Source organism: Gordonia sp. NPDC127522 (assembly GCF_042672305.1).
Classification (GTDB): Bacteria; Actinomycetota; Actinomycetes; order Mycobacteriales; family Mycobacteriaceae; genus Gordonia; species Gordonia hongkongensis.
Map to the genome: position 1 here is coordinate 75,431 of NZ_JBHXVK010000010.1, position 17,888 is coordinate 93,318.

The 17,888-nt window shown below is 69.3% G+C and carries 15 protein-coding genes; 4 read left to right on the top strand and 11 right to left on the bottom strand.

What is annotated here, in order from left to right; all coding sequences use genetic code 11:
- Positions 1-30 precede the first annotated feature (30 nt).
- Positions 31-1,128: a GIY-YIG nuclease family protein gene (locus ACFVHY_RS16375; protein ID WP_390273821.1), complete on the bottom strand. Its 1,098-nt coding sequence runs from the start codon at positions 1,126-1,128 to the stop codon at positions 31-33.
- Positions 1,129-1,236: 108 nt separating this feature from the next.
- Here ACFVHY_RS16375 and ACFVHY_RS16380 point away from each other — a divergent pair, with 108 nt between their 5' ends.
- Together ACFVHY_RS16380 and ACFVHY_RS16385 are read left to right on the top strand one after the other, a co-directional pair.
- Entirely contained in the window at positions 1,237-1,821 is a 585-nt protein-coding gene (locus ACFVHY_RS16380; RefSeq protein ID WP_390273702.1) for a TetR/AcrR family transcriptional regulator, read from the top strand.
- The gene (locus ACFVHY_RS16385; RefSeq protein WP_390273705.1) at positions 1,818-3,365 is read left to right on the top strand and encodes an MFS transporter; all 1,548 of its coding nucleotides are present in this window, start codon (positions 1,818-1,820) and stop codon (positions 3,363-3,365) included. The genes ACFVHY_RS16380 and ACFVHY_RS16385 overlap by 4 nt, the downstream gene beginning before the upstream one ends.
- Before the next feature lie 6 nt (positions 3,366-3,371).
- Here ACFVHY_RS16385 and ACFVHY_RS16390 read toward each other — a convergent pair whose 3' ends face one another.
- From ACFVHY_RS16390 to ACFVHY_RS16430, 9 genes are all read right to left on the bottom strand, one after another.
- Positions 3,372-4,298 carry an ABC transporter substrate-binding protein gene (locus tag ACFVHY_RS16390; RefSeq protein ID WP_390273708.1) on the bottom strand — a complete coding sequence of 309 codons (927 nt, stop codon included), beginning with the start codon at positions 4,296-4,298 and terminating at the stop codon, positions 3,372-3,374.
- 28 nt (positions 4,299-4,326) lie between these two features.
- Complete coding sequence (locus ACFVHY_RS16395) at positions 4,327-5,043, bottom strand: class II aldolase/adducin family protein (protein WP_390273710.1); 717 nt, start codon at positions 5,041-5,043, stop codon at positions 4,327-4,329.
- Between the two features lie 65 nt (positions 5,044-5,108).
- Complete coding sequence (locus ACFVHY_RS16400; protein ID WP_390273712.1) at positions 5,109-6,281, bottom strand: LLM class flavin-dependent oxidoreductase; 1,173 nt, start codon at positions 6,279-6,281, stop codon at positions 5,109-5,111.
- A gap of 31 nt (positions 6,282-6,312) precedes the next feature.
- Entirely contained in the window at positions 6,313-7,404 is a 1,092-nt protein-coding gene (locus tag ACFVHY_RS16405; protein ID WP_390273714.1) for an alkanesulfonate monooxygenase, read from the bottom strand.
- Positions 7,404-8,498, bottom strand: a complete 1,095-nt coding sequence (locus ACFVHY_RS16410) for an ABC transporter substrate-binding protein (protein WP_390273717.1) — start codon at positions 8,496-8,498, stop codon at positions 7,404-7,406. The genes ACFVHY_RS16405 and ACFVHY_RS16410 overlap by 1 nt, the downstream gene beginning before the upstream one ends.
- Before the next feature lie 13 nt (positions 8,499-8,511).
- On the bottom strand, positions 8,512-9,309 hold the full coding sequence (locus ACFVHY_RS16415; RefSeq protein WP_390273719.1) for an ABC transporter ATP-binding protein: 798 nt from the start codon (positions 9,307-9,309) through the stop codon (positions 8,512-8,514).
- Positions 9,306-10,175, bottom strand: a complete 870-nt coding sequence (locus ACFVHY_RS16420) for an ABC transporter permease (protein WP_390273722.1) — start codon at positions 10,173-10,175, stop codon at positions 9,306-9,308. Before ACFVHY_RS16420 ends, ACFVHY_RS16415 begins: the two co-directional genes overlap by 4 nt.
- Positions 10,172-11,206: an NrtA/SsuA/CpmA family ABC transporter substrate-binding protein gene (locus ACFVHY_RS16425; protein WP_390273724.1), complete on the bottom strand. Its 1,035-nt coding sequence runs from the start codon at positions 11,204-11,206 to the stop codon at positions 10,172-10,174. The genes ACFVHY_RS16420 and ACFVHY_RS16425 overlap by 4 nt, the downstream gene beginning before the upstream one ends.
- A gap of 107 nt (positions 11,207-11,313) precedes the next feature.
- The gene (locus ACFVHY_RS16430) at positions 11,314-15,045 is read right to left on the bottom strand and encodes an ABC transporter ATP-binding protein (protein WP_390273726.1); all 3,732 of its coding nucleotides are present in this window, start codon (positions 15,043-15,045) and stop codon (positions 11,314-11,316) included.
- A gap of 191 nt (positions 15,046-15,236) precedes the next feature.
- Between ACFVHY_RS16430 and ACFVHY_RS16435 the strand changes: the two genes are divergently transcribed.
- Complete coding sequence (locus ACFVHY_RS16435) at positions 15,237-15,986, top strand: IclR family transcriptional regulator (RefSeq protein WP_390273728.1); 750 nt, start codon at positions 15,237-15,239, stop codon at positions 15,984-15,986.
- On the opposite strand, the gene ACFVHY_RS16440 is transcribed toward ACFVHY_RS16435, so the two are convergent.
- Positions 15,964-17,274, bottom strand: coding sequence for an MFS transporter (locus ACFVHY_RS16440; protein ID WP_390273730.1), 1,311 nt, complete (start codon positions 17,272-17,274; stop codon positions 15,964-15,966). The two genes, ACFVHY_RS16435 and ACFVHY_RS16440, sit on opposite strands and share 23 nt — an antisense overlap.
- An 88-nt stretch (positions 17,275-17,362) precedes the next feature.
- Between ACFVHY_RS16440 and ACFVHY_RS16445 the strand changes: the two genes are divergently transcribed.
- Entirely contained in the window at positions 17,363-17,887 is a 525-nt protein-coding gene (locus ACFVHY_RS16445; RefSeq protein ID WP_390273733.1) for a winged helix-turn-helix transcriptional regulator, read from the top strand.
- Position 17,888: the final 1 nt, after the last annotated feature.

A 17,888-nucleotide genomic window follows, 5' to 3' on the forward strand; every position in this document is an offset into this window, starting at 1 on the left:
CGACAGGCGAGTTTGTTCCAACGGACAGGCTCAGGGAACGTGTCCGTACGGGTGCCAGCCGGACGGATTCCACTTGCCGCCGCGTTCCTGCCGGACCTCGCGCAGGCTGGTACCCACATATCGGGCCTCGAGTTCGGCGTCGGGTTTCCCGGTGTACACCCACCGCTTCGGATCCAGGTTTCCCGCGGCGTCGCGGTAGGACTCCCAGTAGTCGACACGGTGGACGGCCCGGACGAGGTCCTCGGCGAAGACCAGGACCGGCAGGTCCGGGACGGTGCGGTGCGGGCCCGCACGCCAAGCGCTGCGGGCGGATTCGTAGATCACGTCGGCGGTGACGTCGCTCCGGGCGGACTCGTCGACCTTCACCAGCACGCACGGATCCGGTAGCGGCGGCGACACCGGCGCCGCATGGCGCAGGATCAGCTCCTCGATGCGCCACGGCCCCTGTGCATCCGGCGTTTCCGGCAGTTTCGATCCGGTCAGAGCGACGACGTCGAGTGTCGTGCGTCGCAGCGAAAGAGCGTGCTCTGCAGCCGAATCGAGGGAACCGACGTCGTACCGCAGAATCCAGTGTTCGACGCCGAACCCGTCGGCGTCGATGTCGCGGATGCGCTCGGAGACGGCGGCCGCGACCTCGGCCGGGTCGTCGTCGCCGACGATGTCGGCGGGGTCGGGTGCGTCGCCCGCCAGCGCGGCGGCGGTGTGGCGGTACACGCGGTTCCCGCGGCCGGCGTCGATGTGGAACACCGTGGCGTCACGCGGATCGACCAGTGCATAGACGTAGCTACCGAGCACCGACTGCGCCTCGTAGGGAACGGGTTTCGGAGCACCGGGCGCAGGGACGCCGACTGGCCGCAGCAGGGCGAGCACCTCGTCGACCACCGAAGGGCGGACCCCGAGCCCCCCGGCGGTGATCCCGCCGAAGACGACCTCGCCGGCGCGCTCCCGGTCGACGAATCGTCGGCCGGCGAAACGGTCGACGGCGCGCACCACATCGGCGACCTCGGCGCGTCGGGCCGCCGCACTGCGGGAGGACGTGCGCTCGTCGTCCGGGTCGAGCATCTCCGCGAACGCCGACGACGACAAGAAGTCGCCGAGCGCCGTCCGGGGCAGCTCGACCGCATCGATCCTGTTCACCGCCATGGTCGCATGATGCCAGCACTCGACACGCAAACCCGCGAAGCGCTAGTGTACGTTTGTACATGTACATCCGTACATTAACTTGGAAGGGTAGTGATGACCGAGGCAGCGCCCCGCCGCCGACGAGATCCCGAGGAACGGCGACGCACCATTGTCGAGGCCGCCGCCACGCTCATCACCGAGGTGGGCTCCGAGGGGCTCACCCACCGGCTCGTCGCGAAACGTGCCGGTGTGCCGCTCGGTTCGACGACGCAGTACTTCGCCACGCTCGACGATCTGCGCGAGGCAGCGCTCGCCCGCCTGGCCGACGACATCGACTCCGGCCTGGCCGAGGTGGCCGAGACCCTCGCCGAACACGGCCCGGCCGCGGCGGTCTTCGCCGAGACGCTCCACGACTATCTGTCCGACGAGCGGTTGATCCGCGCCGACCTCGCGCTCGTGTCGGCCGCCGTCCTCGATCCTGCGCTCCGCCCGCTCGCGGTTCGCTGGCCCGACGGGCTGGTCGAGATCCTCATCCCGCACGTCGGGCAGACGGCCGCTCGCGCGATCGCCGCGTACACCGACGGCGTGGCCATGCACGCACTCCTCTACGGGACGCCGCTGTCCCTCGACGACCTGACCGCCACCCTGACGGCCCTGACCGGGCTGTCCTCCCCCGAGCACAACCGGAGCCGACGATGACCCAGCGATCCGCAACCGAGACCGCCGGCGCGCAAGGTCTGTCCTTCCGGCGCCGATGGGCGTCGGCAGCCGTGTTGTCGGCCAGCCTGCTGGTCATCACCGTCGACCTCACGATCCTCAACGTCGCGCTTCCCGACCTGGCCGGCGACCTGCGCCCGACCGCCGATCAGCAGCTGTGGATCATCGACGCCTACTCGCTCGTCCTGGCAGGCCTGTTGCTCTCCATGAGTTCACTGGCCGACCGGTGGGGCCGGAAACGGATGCTGGTCACCGGTTTCGCGGTGTTCGGCGGGGCCTCGGCACTGGTCCTGCTGGCCGAGTCACCCGAGGCAGTGATCGGGGTGCGGGTGCTGCTGGGCGTCGGCGGCGCGATGATCATGCCGACCACGTTGTCCCTGCTGCGCAGCATCTTCACCGACCCCGCCGAGCGTGCGACCGCCCTCGGGCTCTGGGCCGCGGTGTCGGGCCTCGGTGCGGCCGTCGGCCCGATCGTCGGCGGAGTTCTGCTCGAGTACTTCTCGTGGCGCGCCGCGTTCCTCGTCAACGTCCCGCTGATGGCGGTCGCCATCGTGGCCGCAGTGCTGATCCTGCCGGAGTCGAAGCACCCGCAGCCGGGCCGGTGGGACGCCGTCGGTGCGCTGATGTCGATCGCCGGCATGGTCGCCCTGGTCTGGGCCATCAAGCGGTTCGCCAAGGAGGAGAGCCTCCTCGCACCGGCCGCCTGGGTGGCCCTGCTCGGCGCGGTCCTCATCCTGGCCCTGTTCGTCCGCCGCTGCATGCGACGTACCGAGCCGCTGCTCGACGTCTCGTTGTTCCGCAGCCGACCGTTCAGTGCGGGCGTTCTCGCCGCGCTCGGCTCGATGTTCGGACTCGCGGCGGCACTGTTGCTGCTGGCCCAGTGGCTCCAGTTGGTCGAGGGCCACTCCCCGATCGCGGCCGGTGTGCGGCTGTTGCCGGTGGCGGGAGCGGCGTTCGTGTCCTCGATGATCGCCGCCCCGCTCTCCCGGATGATCGGCGCCCGAGCCGTCGTGGCCGGCGGCATCGGCATCGCCGGCGTAGGGATGGCGCTGATGTTCCTCGGCTCCGACGGGCTCTCCTACAGCACCGTCGCCACCGCTCAAGTGCTCGTCGGATTCGGCATCGGATCACTGGCCATCGCGTCGGCGATGATCATGGCCGGCACCCCGGATGCCAAGGCGGGCAACGCCGCCGCGCTGGAAGAGACCGCCTACGACCTGGGCAATGTGCTCGGTGTCGCGATCCTCGGCAGCGTTGCGTCGATCCTCTACCGGACCACGCTGACGGCCGAGCCCGTCCCCGGCGTACCCGCCGAGGTGACCGACGCGGCCGGCGAATCCCTCGGCGCCGCCATGGGTCTCGCCGAAGCCGCCGGGGCGCCCGGACTCGCGGAGCGGGCGGCGGCCGCATTCACCGACGCCATGCAGCAGACGAGCCTGGGCGGCGGGGTCACGCTCGTCGCCGTCGCCGTGGCCGTCTTCGCGCTCGTGCCGCGCGGCACGGATGTCACGGCCGCGCAGCACTGACGCCCGTCACGGGGCGGTGACCACCGCCTCGACGGACGGGAGGACTGCGTCCCGCACGCGGACCGGCCGCGGCAGCAGACCGTTGGCGTGCAGGAGGTCCGCGGCGCGCTGCTGCTCGTCGAGGAAGTCGTCTGTGACCGGCCCGATCCCGAAGGGCCGGTTGCGGATGGCGGCTTCCCAGGCGTCGAGGCTGGCGTCCCCGCCGCGATCGACGACGTCACGGACGAAGTACTCGGCGGCCTCGCGGGGATGGTCGACGATCCACTGATCCGACTCGCGCAGCGCGTCGACGATCGCGGCCAGTTCCGCAGGGTGCTGTTCGGCGAAGTCGCGTCGCGTGAACCACAGCGACGGGTGGCTGAACAGGCCCTCGGTGTCGATCAGGGTCCGGAGTTCGAGGTCGCGTTCGACGGCGGCCAGGCCGGGGTAGGCGCCGACCCAGGCGTCGATCGAGCCGTCGCGGAAGAGGTCTGCACCATCGGTGACCGAGGTGTTGACCGGCACGATGTCGCGCCACGTCAGTCCGACCGAGTCGAGCGCGAACAGCAGCAACGTCGTCTGCCAGGAGCCGTGGGCGATGCCCACGCGCTTGCCCTTCAGCGCGGCCACCGAGTCGATGTCGGAGTCGGCCTTCACGACGAGCCGCCCGTTCTCGGTGCGCGGCCCGGACACCCCGACGTACACGAGGTCACGGCCCTGCGCCAGGCCGGTGATCGGCGGCGTGAAACCCGTGCCGATGAAGTCGTACCCGCCCTCGGTGAACAGCCAGTCCGAGTGCAGGGTGGGCAGGCCCGTGGTCGGGTCCGGCTCCGGCGACGCGGGCAGGCTCCGCAGGTCGACCCATTCGACGTCGATGCGTTGTTCGAGGATGCCCCGGTGCCGGAGCACGAACAGGGAGTTGTTGTGCGGGAAGTAGCCGACTCGAATGGTCATGCGATCTCCTGGTGTGTGAGGTGGGTGGTCAGAGTTCGGGGATGAGGCCGCGTTCGCGTGCCTCGGGGAGAAGACCGCTGCGCTTCCACTGCACCGCGAGATTGGTGGGGTGGAATTCGGCCGAGCCGCCGAGTCCTTCGGCGATGGCCTGGAACTGGGCTCCCTCCTCCAGCAGGACGATGAACTTCGCGGTGTCGAGCAGACCCCGGCGTCCGATCACGTTGGACCCGCCGTTGGCCTCGAAGATGGCGGCGAGATGCGGATCCTCCTGGAGGCGTTCGAGGATGAACTCCGACGCCGGCTGGTGGCGGTTGATGTGCGGCGGGATCTCGCGGGACAGCGTGAGTCGCTGCGAGGCGGCGTACCGGATCGGGAGGGTCCGGTGGGTCTGTGCCCAGGCCCCGAGCCACGGCGTGTGGATGTGCACGACGGTCGTGATGTCCTCATGGGCCCGGAACACCGGGGCGTATGAGGTGACGAAACCCGCTGCGCCCGAACCGGACCGGATCTCGCCGTCGAAGGTCGCGACCACGGGGTGGACGGTCAGGTCGTCGGCCCAGGGGCCGGGGTCGTTCAGCGCGACGGCGATCTCACGACCGGGTACCCGCTCGACGAAGTTGGCGGTCCCGTTCGCCGACACCGTTCCGGTGGTCCGGAAGACGTCGAATGCCTTCTGCGCGTGCTCGGTCACCTCGGCGACGAAGTCGACGACCTCGCGGTCGAGTCCGGTTTCTACGGTGGTCATGTCTCTCCTTGCGATGAAATGGGTTGTCTGTCTTTGACGATGGGTGTGATGGCGGGCGTGGGCCCTCAGGCCACACCCAGGGCGGAACCGGTGGTGGTCTCGGCACGGCCGAGCCGGGATCGTCCCAGGAGCGGGAGGACCTCCTCGCCCACGCGGTAGGCCTCCTCGAGATGAGGGTTGCCCGCGAGGATGAAGGCGTCGACGCCGAGATCGATCAGTTCGTCGAGTCGTTCGGCGACCTGCTCGTAGCTGCCGACCAGTCCGAAGGCCGGACCACCGCGCATGAGGCTGAAGCCGCACCACACATTGGGCTGCACCTCGAGATCGGTGTAATCGGTGATGTTCTCGGGTACCCAGCCCTTGATCCGGCCGGCCCCGACGGAGTCACCCTGCGCCTGGCGGTTCGCCGCGGCGCGGTCGACGTGCTGCCAGCCCTCGGCGATCTCGGCCCACGCCGCCTCGGCGGTGTGCCGGGCGAGGATGTCGATGCGGACTGCGAAGCGCGGACGCCGTCCCAGCCGCGCGGCGTGCTCGCGCACCCCGTCGAATTTGGCCCGCAGGTCGGCGAAGGGTTCGAGCCAGGACAGGTAGTAGTCGGCGTGACTGCCCGCGGCGTTGACCGCCGCGCCGGACGACCCGGAGAAGTAGATCTCCGGGAAGGGCGTCTCGGCGAGTTGCGCTGGGAGAGAGGCGCCCTCGGTGGTGAAGAAGTCACCGTCGTAGTCGAACCGTTCACTCCCCCAGACCCCTTTCAGGACGTCCAGGAACTCACTGGTCCGACGGTAGCGGTCGTCGTGGGCGACCTTGTCTCCCCACCACAGCTGGGCCGGGCCACCACCCCCGCTGATGATGTTGTAGACGAGCCGCCCGCCGGTCGCCCGTTGCAGGCTGGCCGACATCCGGGCGGCCTGCAGCGGATGCAGGAATCCCGGCTGGAAGGCCACCATGAACCGGTAGGTGCTGGTCTCCCGGGCGAGCGCCGCAGCGGCCGCCCACGGATCGTCGGTCCCGGGGAACGACGGGAGCAGACCGCCGACGAAGCCGGCGCTCTCCGACGCCTTGGCCACGGCCGCCATGTGGTCGATGTAGGTGTACGAGTCACGTTCTCCCGCACGGATCGCCGGGGTCAGGTTGCCCGGCTGGACGCCGCGCCAGTCTCCCCGGTTGAGCCGTCGGGGCGTGCGCAGGGTGGCGTGGTCGCCACCCATTCCTATCCGCCAGTAGAAGTCGATGGTCATGGGTCTCCGCTCGTCTGTCAGGGATCGTCGGTCAGGCGAGGACGCGGTTGCGTTCGTCGGCCCGGAAGAGCAGGTGCTCGGTGTTGCGGTTGAGTTCCTCGATGTTCGGTATGCCCGACAGGACGAACCGCGCGAAACCCTGCTCGGCCAGATCGATGATCCGCTGCGCGACATCGTCATAGGAGCCGACCAGACCGATGGGGTGTCGGTGGCCGATCCGGTCGAACCCGGTGAAGGTGAGGTCGTCGACCCACAGATCGTCCGTCCGGGTGTCGGCGTCGGCACCGTAGGCATCCCGCCACTGACGGCGCAGGCGTTGCACCGCTTCGTCTTTCGTCGACCGGGCGATCACCGGTAGGTACAGGCCGGCCGCCACCGTCCGCCCGAGTGCCGCCGCACGGTCGACGAGCGGTGCGATAGCCGGCGCCGCACCGGTCGAGGACAACTCGAACAGGTGGATGTCGCCGTGCCGGGCCGACAGCGCGAGCGCCTCGTCGCTCTCCCCGGTCAGGCGGACGGTCGGGAAACGATGACCGTGCACCGACCGATCGAGCCCACCGTCGGTGACCTCGTAGAACTCGCCCACGTGGTTGAACTCGCCACCGTCGAACCCGCCCTGGCGGTTTCCGGCTCCATCCCACACGCCTTTGGCCACTGTCAGGAACTCGTCGGCCCGGCGGTAGCGCTCGGCATCGGTCAGCCGGTCTCCGCGGGCTCGGTTGTCCGCGGCGTCGGTCTCCACGCGCAACTGCCACTGCAGCCGGTCCGCGGAGTTCCGTTGCAGGGTCGCGGACACCTTCGCCGCGTAGACCGGCGTGCCGAAACCGGGGTGGAACTCGACGGCGACGCGCGCATGTCGCGTGCGCCGCAACGCAATGCCGGCGAGGATCCACGATTCCTCACCCGCCGGGTCGTACGGCGCTATCACCGTGTCGTAGCCGGCGGTGTCGATCGCGGTGATGACCTGCTCGGTCGGATCGAACGGATCCCACCGGCCACCCGCGCGGAGGTCGGTGGCCACCGCCGACCCGGGGGTCGGAGCCCAGCCGCCGCGGTGACGCGCGGCCGGACCGACGTGCCGGCTGTCGCCCCGGGTCGGCACCTCCCATTCGAAAGCAACCATCACGCTTCCCCGGTGATGTCGGCAATGGGTTTGGCCGCACCGATCTCGGCGCGCGCACGGCGCAGGGGCTCGGGATCGACCCAGCTCTCGAGATCGAAGTCGGCGGGCAGGAACCCGTAGGTGTAGAGGAACCGCTTCTGAACTCCCAGTAGATCCAGCCGTTCGTCGGACAGCGACGGGTGCAAGGACGTGTGGAAGCCGTCCCCGTACGCCGCCACAACACCTTCCGGTCCCGAGAACGTCTCCCGCGCGAGCACTTCGCGGACCGTACCCAGATTGCCCGCCGCCCAGTCCGCCGCACGCAGACTCGCGGCGAGGAACCCGACCACGACCTCGGGATGCTCCTGCAGCAGGGACTCGTGCACGGTGATCGGTCGCGGCGTGCCGTTGTTCACCCGCGACCGCTTCGACTCGGTCGCATCGAGATCGACGAGGACACGCAGACCGTGTTCGGCGGCGGCCTCGGCGGCCCTGGCGCCCTTCACATAGATGGCGTCGACGTCGCCGTCGAGCAGTTCGGGGAAACCGGACGGCACCGATCGCAACCGGTCCGCCTCCGCGGTGCGGACGCGCGGTTCCCAGTTGGCGGCCGTCTCGACCACGTTCACGTCGCCGAACGAGAGTCCGCCGAGAGCCAGCGCCGAGGCGAAGCCGTGCAACGACATCGCGCGGGGAAAGCTGCGGGCCTGGTCGACCGCCCACGCCGGAATCCCGATCCGCTTGCCGCGGAGCCCGGCAGCGTCGTCGATGTCGGAGTCGGGTCCGACCAGAACGGCCTGCGATTCGTCGATCCAGGTGAGTCCGATCAAGCGGGTCGGTGAACCCGACGCGCGGGCGACGATCGCCGGCACGTTGCCGCCTTCGCGGATCAATCCCGACAACTGATGGTCGAAGTGGCGCGGAGCGAGTTCGGGGCCGGCGTCCTGGAGGATCGAGAAGCCCAGTCCCGCTGCTGATGCCGGCTCACCGAGCCAGCCCAGGCTGTTGGCCAGACCGCTCGCGGTCGGGACCGGGCACCGGGTGTACCAGACGGTGTCGGCATCGGCAGACGCCGTGGTCGCGGTGTGGATGGTGGTCGCGGTATCGATGGTCATCGGGGATTCGTCCTCAACTCTCGGTGTCGGGATGTATGCGGCCGACGCCGAGTTCACGGAGGAACTCGGCTCGGTAGCGGAGCGATTCGGGGTCGGAGCGGTCACGCGGGCGGGGCAGGTCGATGTCCTCGTCGATGCCGAAGGTGCCGTCCGACAGGATGATCACGCGGTCGGCCAGCCGGACCGCCTCGTCGACGTCGTGGGTCACGAGCAGCACCGCGGGTTGGTGCCGCGCCACGAGATCGCCGACCAGATCCTGCATCTGGAGTCGCGTCAGGGCGTCCAGCGCGGCGAACGGCTCGTCGAGCAACAGCAGTTCCGGTTCGCGGACGAGGGCTCGGGCCAGTGCGACCCGTTGCGCCTCACCGCCGGACAGGGTGGCCGGCCAGGCGTCTGCCTTGTCCGCGAGGTTGACCTCCGCCAATGCCGCCCGTCCGCGGTCCTTTGTGGTCTTGCCGCCTCGCTGGCCGATCGTCACGTTGGCCAGCGTCCGCTTGGAGGGCACCAGTCGCGGCTCCTGATACACGGTCGTGCGTGCAGCGGGGACGAGGATCTCACCGGAGTCGGGCTCTTCGAGGCCGGTCAGCAGGCGCAGCAGCGTCGTCTTCCCGGTACCCGATGGGCCGAGCAGCACCACGAACTCGCCTCGCCGGATGGTCAGGTCGACCGACTGCAGGACCGTCTTCGGACCGAAGGTCTTGGTCACCCCGGTCAGCGAGACCGCGACCGGCCGGCCCGCACGGCGTTCGCGTGCGGTGACCTGCGTCGGCTGCCGCTCGAGGAGTGGGGGCAACGGGGCTTCGGGGCTCATCGGACGGTCACCCCCGCCCGCCACGGCATCGAGTACTTCTCCAGGATGCGGACGACGAGGTCGAAGATCAGGCCCAGGACGGCGTACAGCACGACACACAGGATCATGTAGTCGGTGCGGTTGTACTCCTGCGCCAGACTCACCAGGTAGCCGATGCCCTCACGGGTGCCGACCTGCTCGGCGGCGATCAGCCCGGTGATCGAGATGGACAGACAGATGCGCAGTGCCATCAGGATTCCGGGCAGCGCCGCCGGGATGATCACGCCGAGGATGAGGCGTCCCCCGCTGAGCCCGAAACCCTGTGCCGCCTCGATCATCTTGCGATCGACGTTGCGGACCCCGAGGTAGCTGTAGGCGTACATGGGCGACACGGTCGCGATGGCGATCAGCAGCACCTTGAAGGTGTTGTCGATGCCGAACCAGGCGATGAACAGGGGCACCAGCGCGAGGAACGGGATGGCCCGGTTGATCTGCATCGTCGAGTCGATGAGTTCCTCGCCGAGCGTGTACAGACCCGCGAGCACGCCGAGGATCAGCCCGACGCCGACGCCGAGACCGACACCGAGTGCGGCACGCTCCAGCGACGCCAGCGCGAAGTCGACGAGTTGCCCGGTGCGGTAGAGCTCGACGAACGCGTCGAACACGGCCCCGGGCGAGGCGAGGACCGCCGGCGAGATCGCGCCGGTGGCGGTGCCGATCCACCAGACCGCCACGATGACGCCCGGAACCAGGAACCGCAGCGGCAGCGAGAGCCACACCGGCCGGGCGCGCTGCCTGCGCGTACGTGGGGTCTCCAGACCGGTCGGTGAGACCGGTTGCGACGCAGTCCCTCCGGATGCGGTCTGGGCGATCGTGGTCGAGGTCATTTCTGTCCGCTCTCGTACTTCTGCAACTGTGCGGGCAGATCGAAGAAGATGTCCTCGGCCGTGACCGGCTTCTGGATCACGCCGGCTTCGACGAACAGCGCCGACACCGACTCGAGGTCCTCACCGTCTTCCGCCGTGGGGTAACGCGGGGTCGACGCGTCGGCGCCGAGTGCGAGGGCGCGGGTGAGCCGGTCTCCGCTGAGCGCGCGGGGACCCGCCTTCTCGAAGACGTTCTCGTAGTCGGCCGGATTCTCGCGCTGCGTGTCGGTCAACTGCTGCAACGCCTTCAGGTAGGCGTCGGCGACGTCGGGCCGCTCCTCGAGCACCTCGGTCCGGCAGGCGACGATGGTGTTGTCGACCGAGCCGATGCTCTCCTCGGTGGCGATCTCGACACCCCCGGCGGCCTTCGCCTCCTGGTACGGCTGGTTGAACGATGCCCAGCCATCGACCTGACCGGTGGAGAACGCCGAACCGGCCTCCGCCTGCTGGAGGGGCACCCGCTCGACCTTGTCGAACGGAATCCCCGCCTGCTGCAACGCCTTCAGCGTGATGTACTCGCCCTTGCCCGCCGGGTTGACCGCCACCCGCTTGCCGACGAGGCCGGCGACATCGGTGATGCCGGAGTCCTTGGTGACGAGGATGCCGTTCTGGTCCTTGCCGGCCGGGTCGGCCACCGCGATGATCTTGACGCCGACGTTCTTCGACAGTGCGCCGACGACCGGGCTGTAGGCACCACCGGACACATCGAGCTGGCCGGTGTTGAACAGCTTGAGGTTCGAGGAGAACCCGGGTGTCGAATTGACCCATTCGATCTTCGCGCCCAGCGGGGCCAGCGCCTCGTCGAAGGTCCCGTCGCGCTTGCCGACCGCCAGCGGTCCGGCGTTGCCTGGGTCGGTCACCTTGAGCACATACTGTTCGCCGCCGGCACTGCTACCGTCCGAGTCACCCGACGCGCACCCGGTGGCGACGGTGAACAGCGCTGCCGCCGCAACCGCGGCGGCGGCGAGGCGGAATCGTGGGGTTGCGGGCATGACGGGCTCCTGTTCGACAGGTGGAGGCCGTGTTCGGACGAACACGAGGATTCGGATACCGCAGACGTTAGGTGGACGGAGACAGTCCGCACACCTCTGCGTTTCCATCAGTTGGAAAGCTTGACAACTCCGCTCAGAGCTGGGTCGGTCGGCGCGTAGCTCTGCCACAAGTCGCGGTAGGGCCCGGGCGCCGACACCAGATCCGCGTGCCGTCCGGACTGGACGGCCCGACCGTCGGCCATCACGACGACCCGGTCCGCCCAAGCCGCGGTGGTGAGGCGATGCGCCACGAGAACCGTTGTGCGCCTGCGCGCTACGGCCTGCAACGCGGCCAAGACCTCCGCTTCGGTACCCGGGTCGATGTCCGAGGTCGCCTCGTCGAGGATCAGCAGATCCGGTTCGACGAGCTCGGCGCGGGCCAGGCAGATCAATTGCTGCTGGCCCGCGGACAGCGTCGCCCGGCCCGGCCCCACCGGCGTCTGATAGCCCAGCGGCAGCGACGCTATGCTGCCGTGAGCGCCGACCGACCTCGCCGCCCGTTCGATCTCGGCCTGCCCGGCGTCGGGCCGGCCGAACGCGATGTTCGACGCCACCGTGCCGGCGAACAGATAGGGATCCTGTGGCACGTAGGCGATTCGGGGACCGCGGCCCCCCGGACTCACGTGGCGCAGGTCGACGCCGCCGACCCGCACGACGCCGCGGTCGGGCGAGTAAAACCGCAGCAGCAGCTTCATCACGGTGCTCTTGCCCGCCCCGGTCGTGCCGACGACGGCCGCGGTCTCACCGTCGGGGATGACCAGGTCGAGCCCGTCGAGCGCGGGCCGACCACGCGTCCGCGTCGCCGCCGGATAACCGAAGACCACCTCGTCGAATTCGACTGTGGCATCGATTGGTTCAACGATCTCGCTGCCTCTTGGCCGCGAACCCTCGTCGATCGGGGTGTCGAGGAAGCCGCGCATCCGCTGGGTGCCGACCCGAGCCTGAATCCAGAGGTCGAGCACGATCGACAACTGCTGGAGCGGGGTGAAGAACAGATCGACGTAGAGGAGCGCGGCGACCAGCACACCGGTGGTGAGGGAGCCCGCATCCATGAGCTGTGCGCCGACGATCAGGATGAGCGCCTTGGCCGCCACCGCAAGCAGATTCAGGAAGGGAAAGAACACCGAGATGTACAACATCGAACGACGGCGCGCATCTCGGTAGCGTCGCGAGTGCCCGTCGAAAGCACCCGTCGTCCACTCCTCGGCGTTGTGCGCCTGGGTGATCCGCACCCGCCCCAGATGTTCGGAGAGGAGCGCGGTGACGGTCGCGATACGCGAACGCGCCTGCAAGTAGGCCCGATTCGAACCCCGGACGAAGATCCACGATTCCACCGCGAGCAACGGGATGGTGGCGAGCATCGCGGCCGCCAGCCGGATGTCGAGCAAGGCCAGGACCACCAGGATCCCGGCACAGGTGCACACGTTGACGATCGCATTGACCATGCCCTGCGTCATCAGTTGCCCGACCGCGTCCACGTCGCTGGTGAGCCGGGTGACGATGCGGCCCGACTGCCGTGTGTCGAAGTAGTCGATGCGCAGGTGCTGGAGGTGCCCGAACAGCCGGAGCCGCAACGCGAAGAGCACGCGCTCGAAGACCCGCGCCGCCCGCAACGCCAGCACCCACGAGTTGAGCCAGGACACCAGCGCGATCACCAGGACGATCGCGCACGTTCCCCAGAACACGGTCGCCGCATCCGCCCCGACACCGTTGTCGATGCCATGCCGGAAAAGGGCAGGGATGGCCAGCGTCGTCGCCGCGTCGACGACGACCAGGACCACGCACAGCGCGACGGGCCACCAGAACGGCCGCAGGGACCCGGTCAGACCGAAAACCCTGGTACGGGTCGACTTCGGAGGCGGACGGTCGTCTCCCGGCGCGGGGACGTCGGTCAGCGGAGGGAGCGCCAGCAGTGCCTCGCGTAGGTGCGAGTCCACCTGCTGGACCTGTTTTCCGCTCTCGTCGGCGTCGAGCCCCAGGCGGGCCCGGACCAGCGGATCGGAGCCCGCCTCGTCGACTTCCGGCCAGCTCTCGGGAGTCGGCATCGAGCTGTCCGGCACCGTCGAACGCTCGGTCTCGTGCGCCTTCCGCACGCCACCGGCCAGGAGAGCCGCGACGCGCGGGTCGGCGAGCACCTCCGACGGCGGACCGTCGTGCGTGATGCAGCCCGCCTCGAGGACGATGACCTGGTCGGCGAGTTCGGTCGTCGCCGGCCGGCGGGCGATCAGGATCGTGGTCCGGCCGACCATCAGCCCGGCCAGCCTCGCCAACACCGTCCGCTCGGTGGTCGGGTCGAGCGCCGATGTCGTGTCGTCGAGGATCAGGACCGCCGGGTCGGCGAAGAAGGCGCGGGCGAGCGCAATCCGCTGACGTTGTCCGCCCGACAGCGAGACGCCGCCCGGTCCGACCACGGTGTCGTAACCCGCGGGCAGCCTGTCGATGAACTCATCGGCCGCGGCGGCGCGGGCGGCGGCGACGATTCCCGCGTCGTCGGCCGGGGACCCCATTGCGATGTTCTCGCGGAGGGTGCCCGAGAACAGCAGGCTCTCGTCGAACACCATCATCACCGCCGACCTCACCGAGCGCGGCGACACGGCACGCAGGTCGGTGCCACCGATCCGCACCGATCCCCGGTCGGGGTCGAACTGGCGGGCGATGAGCGACCCGAGCGTCGTCTTGCCCGCGCCGGACGGACCGATGATCGCCACGCGGCTACCGGGAGCGATCGAAGTCGTCACCCCACGGAGGACGGGGTGGCCGCCGAGCGCGAGGTCGACGCCGGTCACCTCGATCGTGCCGCGCGGCGACGGGAGATCCGGACCGGTGGGGTCCATCGCCGGCACCGTGTCCAGCAGCGCGAACACCCGGCGCGCCCCCGATCGCGCGAGCTGCATCGTCGTCACCATGGCCGCGAGCAGCCTTGCCGGAGGCGCGAACTGCAGCACGTACGAGGCGAAGGCGAGGAAAACACCCACCGAGACGTGTTCGTTCATGGCCAGCCACCCGCCGACAACCAGCACGCCGAGCTGGGTGAACACCGGGATCGCGACCATCGCCGCGCTCCAGCGGGCCGAGATCCGCGCACTGCGCAACCGCGAGGCGAACAGGCGGGTCGCGCGGTCGCGGAAACGGTTGCGTCGCACATCTTCCTGGCCGAACGCGCGGATCAGTTCGACCCCGGCGATCTCCTCGTCGACCGCCGCGGCAACCTGGCCCAGCAGCACCTGGTCGCCGAACGAGGCTGGATACAGTTCGCGGCGGAGCCGGCGCGTGACCCAGAACAGGACCGGAACGCTCGCCGCCACGACCACGAACAGCGGCGGCGACAGGACGAACATGACGACCAGGCCGACCGCGAGCAGTGTCAGGTTGGCGACGAACAACGGCACCTGCGAGATGAACATCTGGATCAGGTTCAGATCCGACGTCCCCCGCGAGATGACATCGCCCGCCGCGAGTTCCGCCCGACGCCGTGCGTCAAGCGCATGCAGGTGCCGATGGACCGCGACGCGCAGATCGTGCTGAACGTCGACCGCGCAGCGGCTGCCGATGTACCGGCGCAGCGCGTGGGAGACGAAGCTCAGGACGCCGATGGAGCAGAGGACGATGATCCAGAACGCGAGGGAGTGCGTCGGGTCGAGCAGGACGTCGTCGACGATGATCTGCTGGACCAGCGGCACCAACGCCAGCAATCCCTGCCCCACGACGGCGAGCACGAGCGCCACGGACACCCGGCCCCGGTAGGGGCGCAACCACTGCCAGAGCCGTCGTAGCCAACCCGGTTCACTCTCGTCGGCCACTCGTCTCCTCGTCCGGTCGCACGGTCTCGAACCGCGCTGATCCTGATATCGACGGCCCCCGTCGCGAGGAGTATCTTCCGGATAGTGGAAAGTGGCCAGTTCCTGAATCAGGCCGATTTCTACTCGGGACGCACGACCGGGAACGGACGGACGAATCCGGTTCACGGGAGTCGAGGAGGCGGAGCGAGGAAATGGCGGGATCGGGTGTGCAAACCGTGTCGAGGGCGCTTGCCGTCCTCGGCTGCTTCCGCGGTGGGGACGAACTCGGGGTCACCGATGTCGCCCGCGCGCAAGGCCTCGCGCTGAGCACGACTCACCGTCTGCTCACCGCTCTGGTCGACGCCGGGTTCCTCGAGAAGACCGCCGAGGCAAGCCGATACCGCCTCGGCGGGGCGTTGGCACAGTACGGCCAGATCGCCTATCGCCAGCATCGGATCTACCTCACCGAACCACATCTGGAACGCCTTGCCGCGACCACGGGCGCGTCGGCATCGGTCGCGATGCGGTACGGCAACGAAGTCGTCCTCCTCGGCACGAGCCGCTGGCGCGAAGCCGAGGGGCACGCACTCCAGGGCGTGTTGCTGCCGCTGCACGCCTCCGCACTCGGCAAGGCGCTGCTGGCGTTCTCGCACACCGGCCAGGACGAGCTCGAACGCCTCCCTTACGGAGACGGCACCGACCGTGCCGTCCGAAACGCCGACGAGCTCGCGAAGGAACTGGCCCTCACCCGGGAACGTGGCTACGGCTTCAACGACGAGGAGCTGGCGGCCGGCCACCGCACCATCGGACTTCCGATCTTCCCCGCCGACGGCAGCACCGATGTGCGCTTCGCCCTCGGCATCCGGGGTACCACCGATCTGATGAGTCCGGAACGCATCCCGTTCCTCGTCGATCTCGGGCGCTCCACCGCGCGCGACATCAGCGTGGCGCTGGCGCAGTGAGCGCGTCGCCGTCCGAGTCTCGTCCGGCGACTCCGACGGCGCCGGACCTGCGGCCCCGGACCACGAACGACAACACCGCGGCGAGCACGCACAGGGCGGCTCCGCCCCACCACGCGTAGGTGTACGCGCCGAACACGTCACGGATCAGGCCGGCTCCGAGGGCTGCTGCGGCAGCGCCGATCTGATGGGCCGCGAACACCCAGCCGAACACGATCGTCCCCCTGTCGCCGAAGATCTCACGGCACAGGACCGCGGTCGGCGGCACGGTGGCCACCCAGTCCAGCCCGTAGACGACGATGAACAGGATCATGCTCGGATGCACACTGTCGGCCAGCAACCACGGGAGCATGAGGAGTCCGACGCCACGGAAGGCGTAGTAGGCGACCAGCAACACCCGCGGATCGAATCGGTCGGTGAGCCAGCCCGACGCGACGGTGCCCGCGATGTCGAACACACCGACCACTGCCAGCAGTCCGGCCGCGGTGGTCGCCGGCATCCCGTGATCGTGTGCCGAGGGGATGAAGTGCACCCCGATCAGCCCGTTGGTGGTCGCGCCGCAGATCGCGAACGCGAGCGCCAGCGCCCAGAAAGACCTGTGCCGTGATGCGAACGCGAGTCCCTCGAGTGCCCGCCTCGTCGCACCCCCGCTGGGCACGGGCGCGGGAACATGGTCGGCGTCCGCCCCGTACGGCAGCACGCCACGGTCGCCGGGCCGGTCGCGGATCACCAGCCAGGCGACCGGAACGACGATCAGTGCGGCCGCGGCGATGACCAGAGAGGCCGATCGCCAGCCCACGTTCTCCGCCAGTGCCGCCACGGGCGGTAGGAAGACGAGTTGCCCGGTCGCGGACCCCGCGGTCAGGACGCCCATCACCAGTCCACGGCGCCGGACGAACCACCGATTGGCGATGGTCGCGGCGAACACGAGGGCCATCGAGCCCGTCCCGAGGCCGATCAGGAGGCCCCAGAACACGAGCAGCTGCCACGAGGCGCTCATCAGGGTGCTGCCGCCCGCACCCACCGCGACCAGCACCAACGCGGTCGCCACGACCTGCCGGATGCCGAACCGATCCATGAGCGCCGCGGCGAAGGGTGCCGTCAGCCCGTACAACAGCAGGTTGAGGCCGACCGCCAGGGACATCACGCTGGTCGACCACCCGAATTCGTGGTGGAGCGGCACCATCAGTGCTCCGGGGGCCGCCCGGAAGCCCGCCGCACCCATGAGGGCCAGGAACGCCACACCGGCCACCCACCACGCCGGATGCACCCGGCGAGCTGATCGTGTCATCGCACGGGCCCCTTCGTCGTCTGATGACTTTCTTGAAGAAAGTTATACTACGGGTACCGTGATTGCTGGTCTCGAGAAGGGATGTCCGATGCCGCTGCGATCCGACTGGTCCGACGAGATGTGTCCGATCCGGCGCTCGCTCGACGTCCTCGGGGACCCGTGGGTGTTGCTCATCATCCGGGACGTACTGCACGGGCGCGGACGGTTCGACGCCCTGAAGGCGAGCCTCGCGATCAGCGATGCCGTACTCAGCCGCCGGCTGCAGGCGATGGTCGAGGCCGGGTTGCTGACCCGGGTCGGGTATCACGACGGGCGTCGTGTCCGCCACGGCTACGCCGGCACCGACGCCGCCGCCGAATTGCTGCCGATCCTCCAGCAACTCGCGATCTGGGGAGAACGTCACACACCGATGCCGCCCGGCGGCGCGCACATGTCGATGGTCCACAACCGGTGCGGGAACGAGACCACGCGCGGTGAGGTGTGCAGCGCATGTGGAGCGGTTCTCGCCCCCGAGGACATGACCTGGGTGAAGCCATGGAAGAACGCGCGGGACCGCCTGGTTCCGAGTGGCACCGGGCCCGGGGACCGGCCCGTCGAGCCACGGCAGGTCTAGA

What these genes read in the sequence shown, in the direction of transcription:
- ACFVHY_RS16380 (WP_390273702.1), top strand. Translation starts at nt 1,237, where the DNA reads ATGACCGAGGCAGCGCCCCGCCGCCGACGAGATCCCGAGGAACGGCGA.
- ACFVHY_RS16385 (WP_390273705.1), top strand. Translation starts at nt 1,818, where the DNA reads ATGACCCAGCGATCCGCAACCGAGACCGCCGGCGCGCAAGGTCTGTCC.
- ACFVHY_RS16390 (WP_390273708.1), bottom strand. Translation starts at nt 4,298, where the DNA reads ATGACCATTCGAGTCGGCTACTTCCCGCACAACAACTCCCTGTTCGTG.
- ACFVHY_RS16395 (WP_390273710.1), bottom strand. Translation starts at nt 5,043, where the DNA reads ATGACCACCGTAGAAACCGGACTCGACCGCGAGGTCGTCGACTTCGTC.
- ACFVHY_RS16400 (WP_390273712.1), bottom strand. Translation starts at nt 6,281, where the DNA reads ATGACCATCGACTTCTACTGGCGGATAGGAATGGGTGGCGACCACGCC.
- ACFVHY_RS16405 (WP_390273714.1), bottom strand. Translation starts at nt 7,404, where the DNA reads ATGGTTGCTTTCGAATGGGAGGTGCCGACCCGGGGCGACAGCCGGCAC.
- ACFVHY_RS16410 (WP_390273717.1), bottom strand. Translation starts at nt 8,498, where the DNA reads ATGACCATCGATACCGCGACCACCATCCACACCGCGACCACGGCGTCT.
- ACFVHY_RS16415 (WP_390273719.1), bottom strand. Translation starts at nt 9,309, where the DNA reads ATGAGCCCCGAAGCCCCGTTGCCCCCACTCCTCGAGCGGCAGCCGACG.
- ACFVHY_RS16420 (WP_390273722.1), bottom strand. Translation starts at nt 10,175, where the DNA reads ATGACCTCGACCACGATCGCCCAGACCGCATCCGGAGGGACTGCGTCG.
- ACFVHY_RS16425 (WP_390273724.1), bottom strand. Translation starts at nt 11,206, where the DNA reads ATGCCCGCAACCCCACGATTCCGCCTCGCCGCCGCCGCGGTTGCGGCG.
- ACFVHY_RS16435 (WP_390273728.1), top strand. Translation starts at nt 15,237, where the DNA reads ATGGCGGGATCGGGTGTGCAAACCGTGTCGAGGGCGCTTGCCGTCCTC.
- ACFVHY_RS16440 (WP_390273730.1), bottom strand. Translation starts at nt 17,274, where the DNA reads ATGACACGATCAGCTCGCCGGGTGCATCCGGCGTGGTGGGTGGCCGGT.
- ACFVHY_RS16445 (WP_390273733.1), top strand. Translation starts at nt 17,363, where the DNA reads ATGCCGCTGCGATCCGACTGGTCCGACGAGATGTGTCCGATCCGGCGC.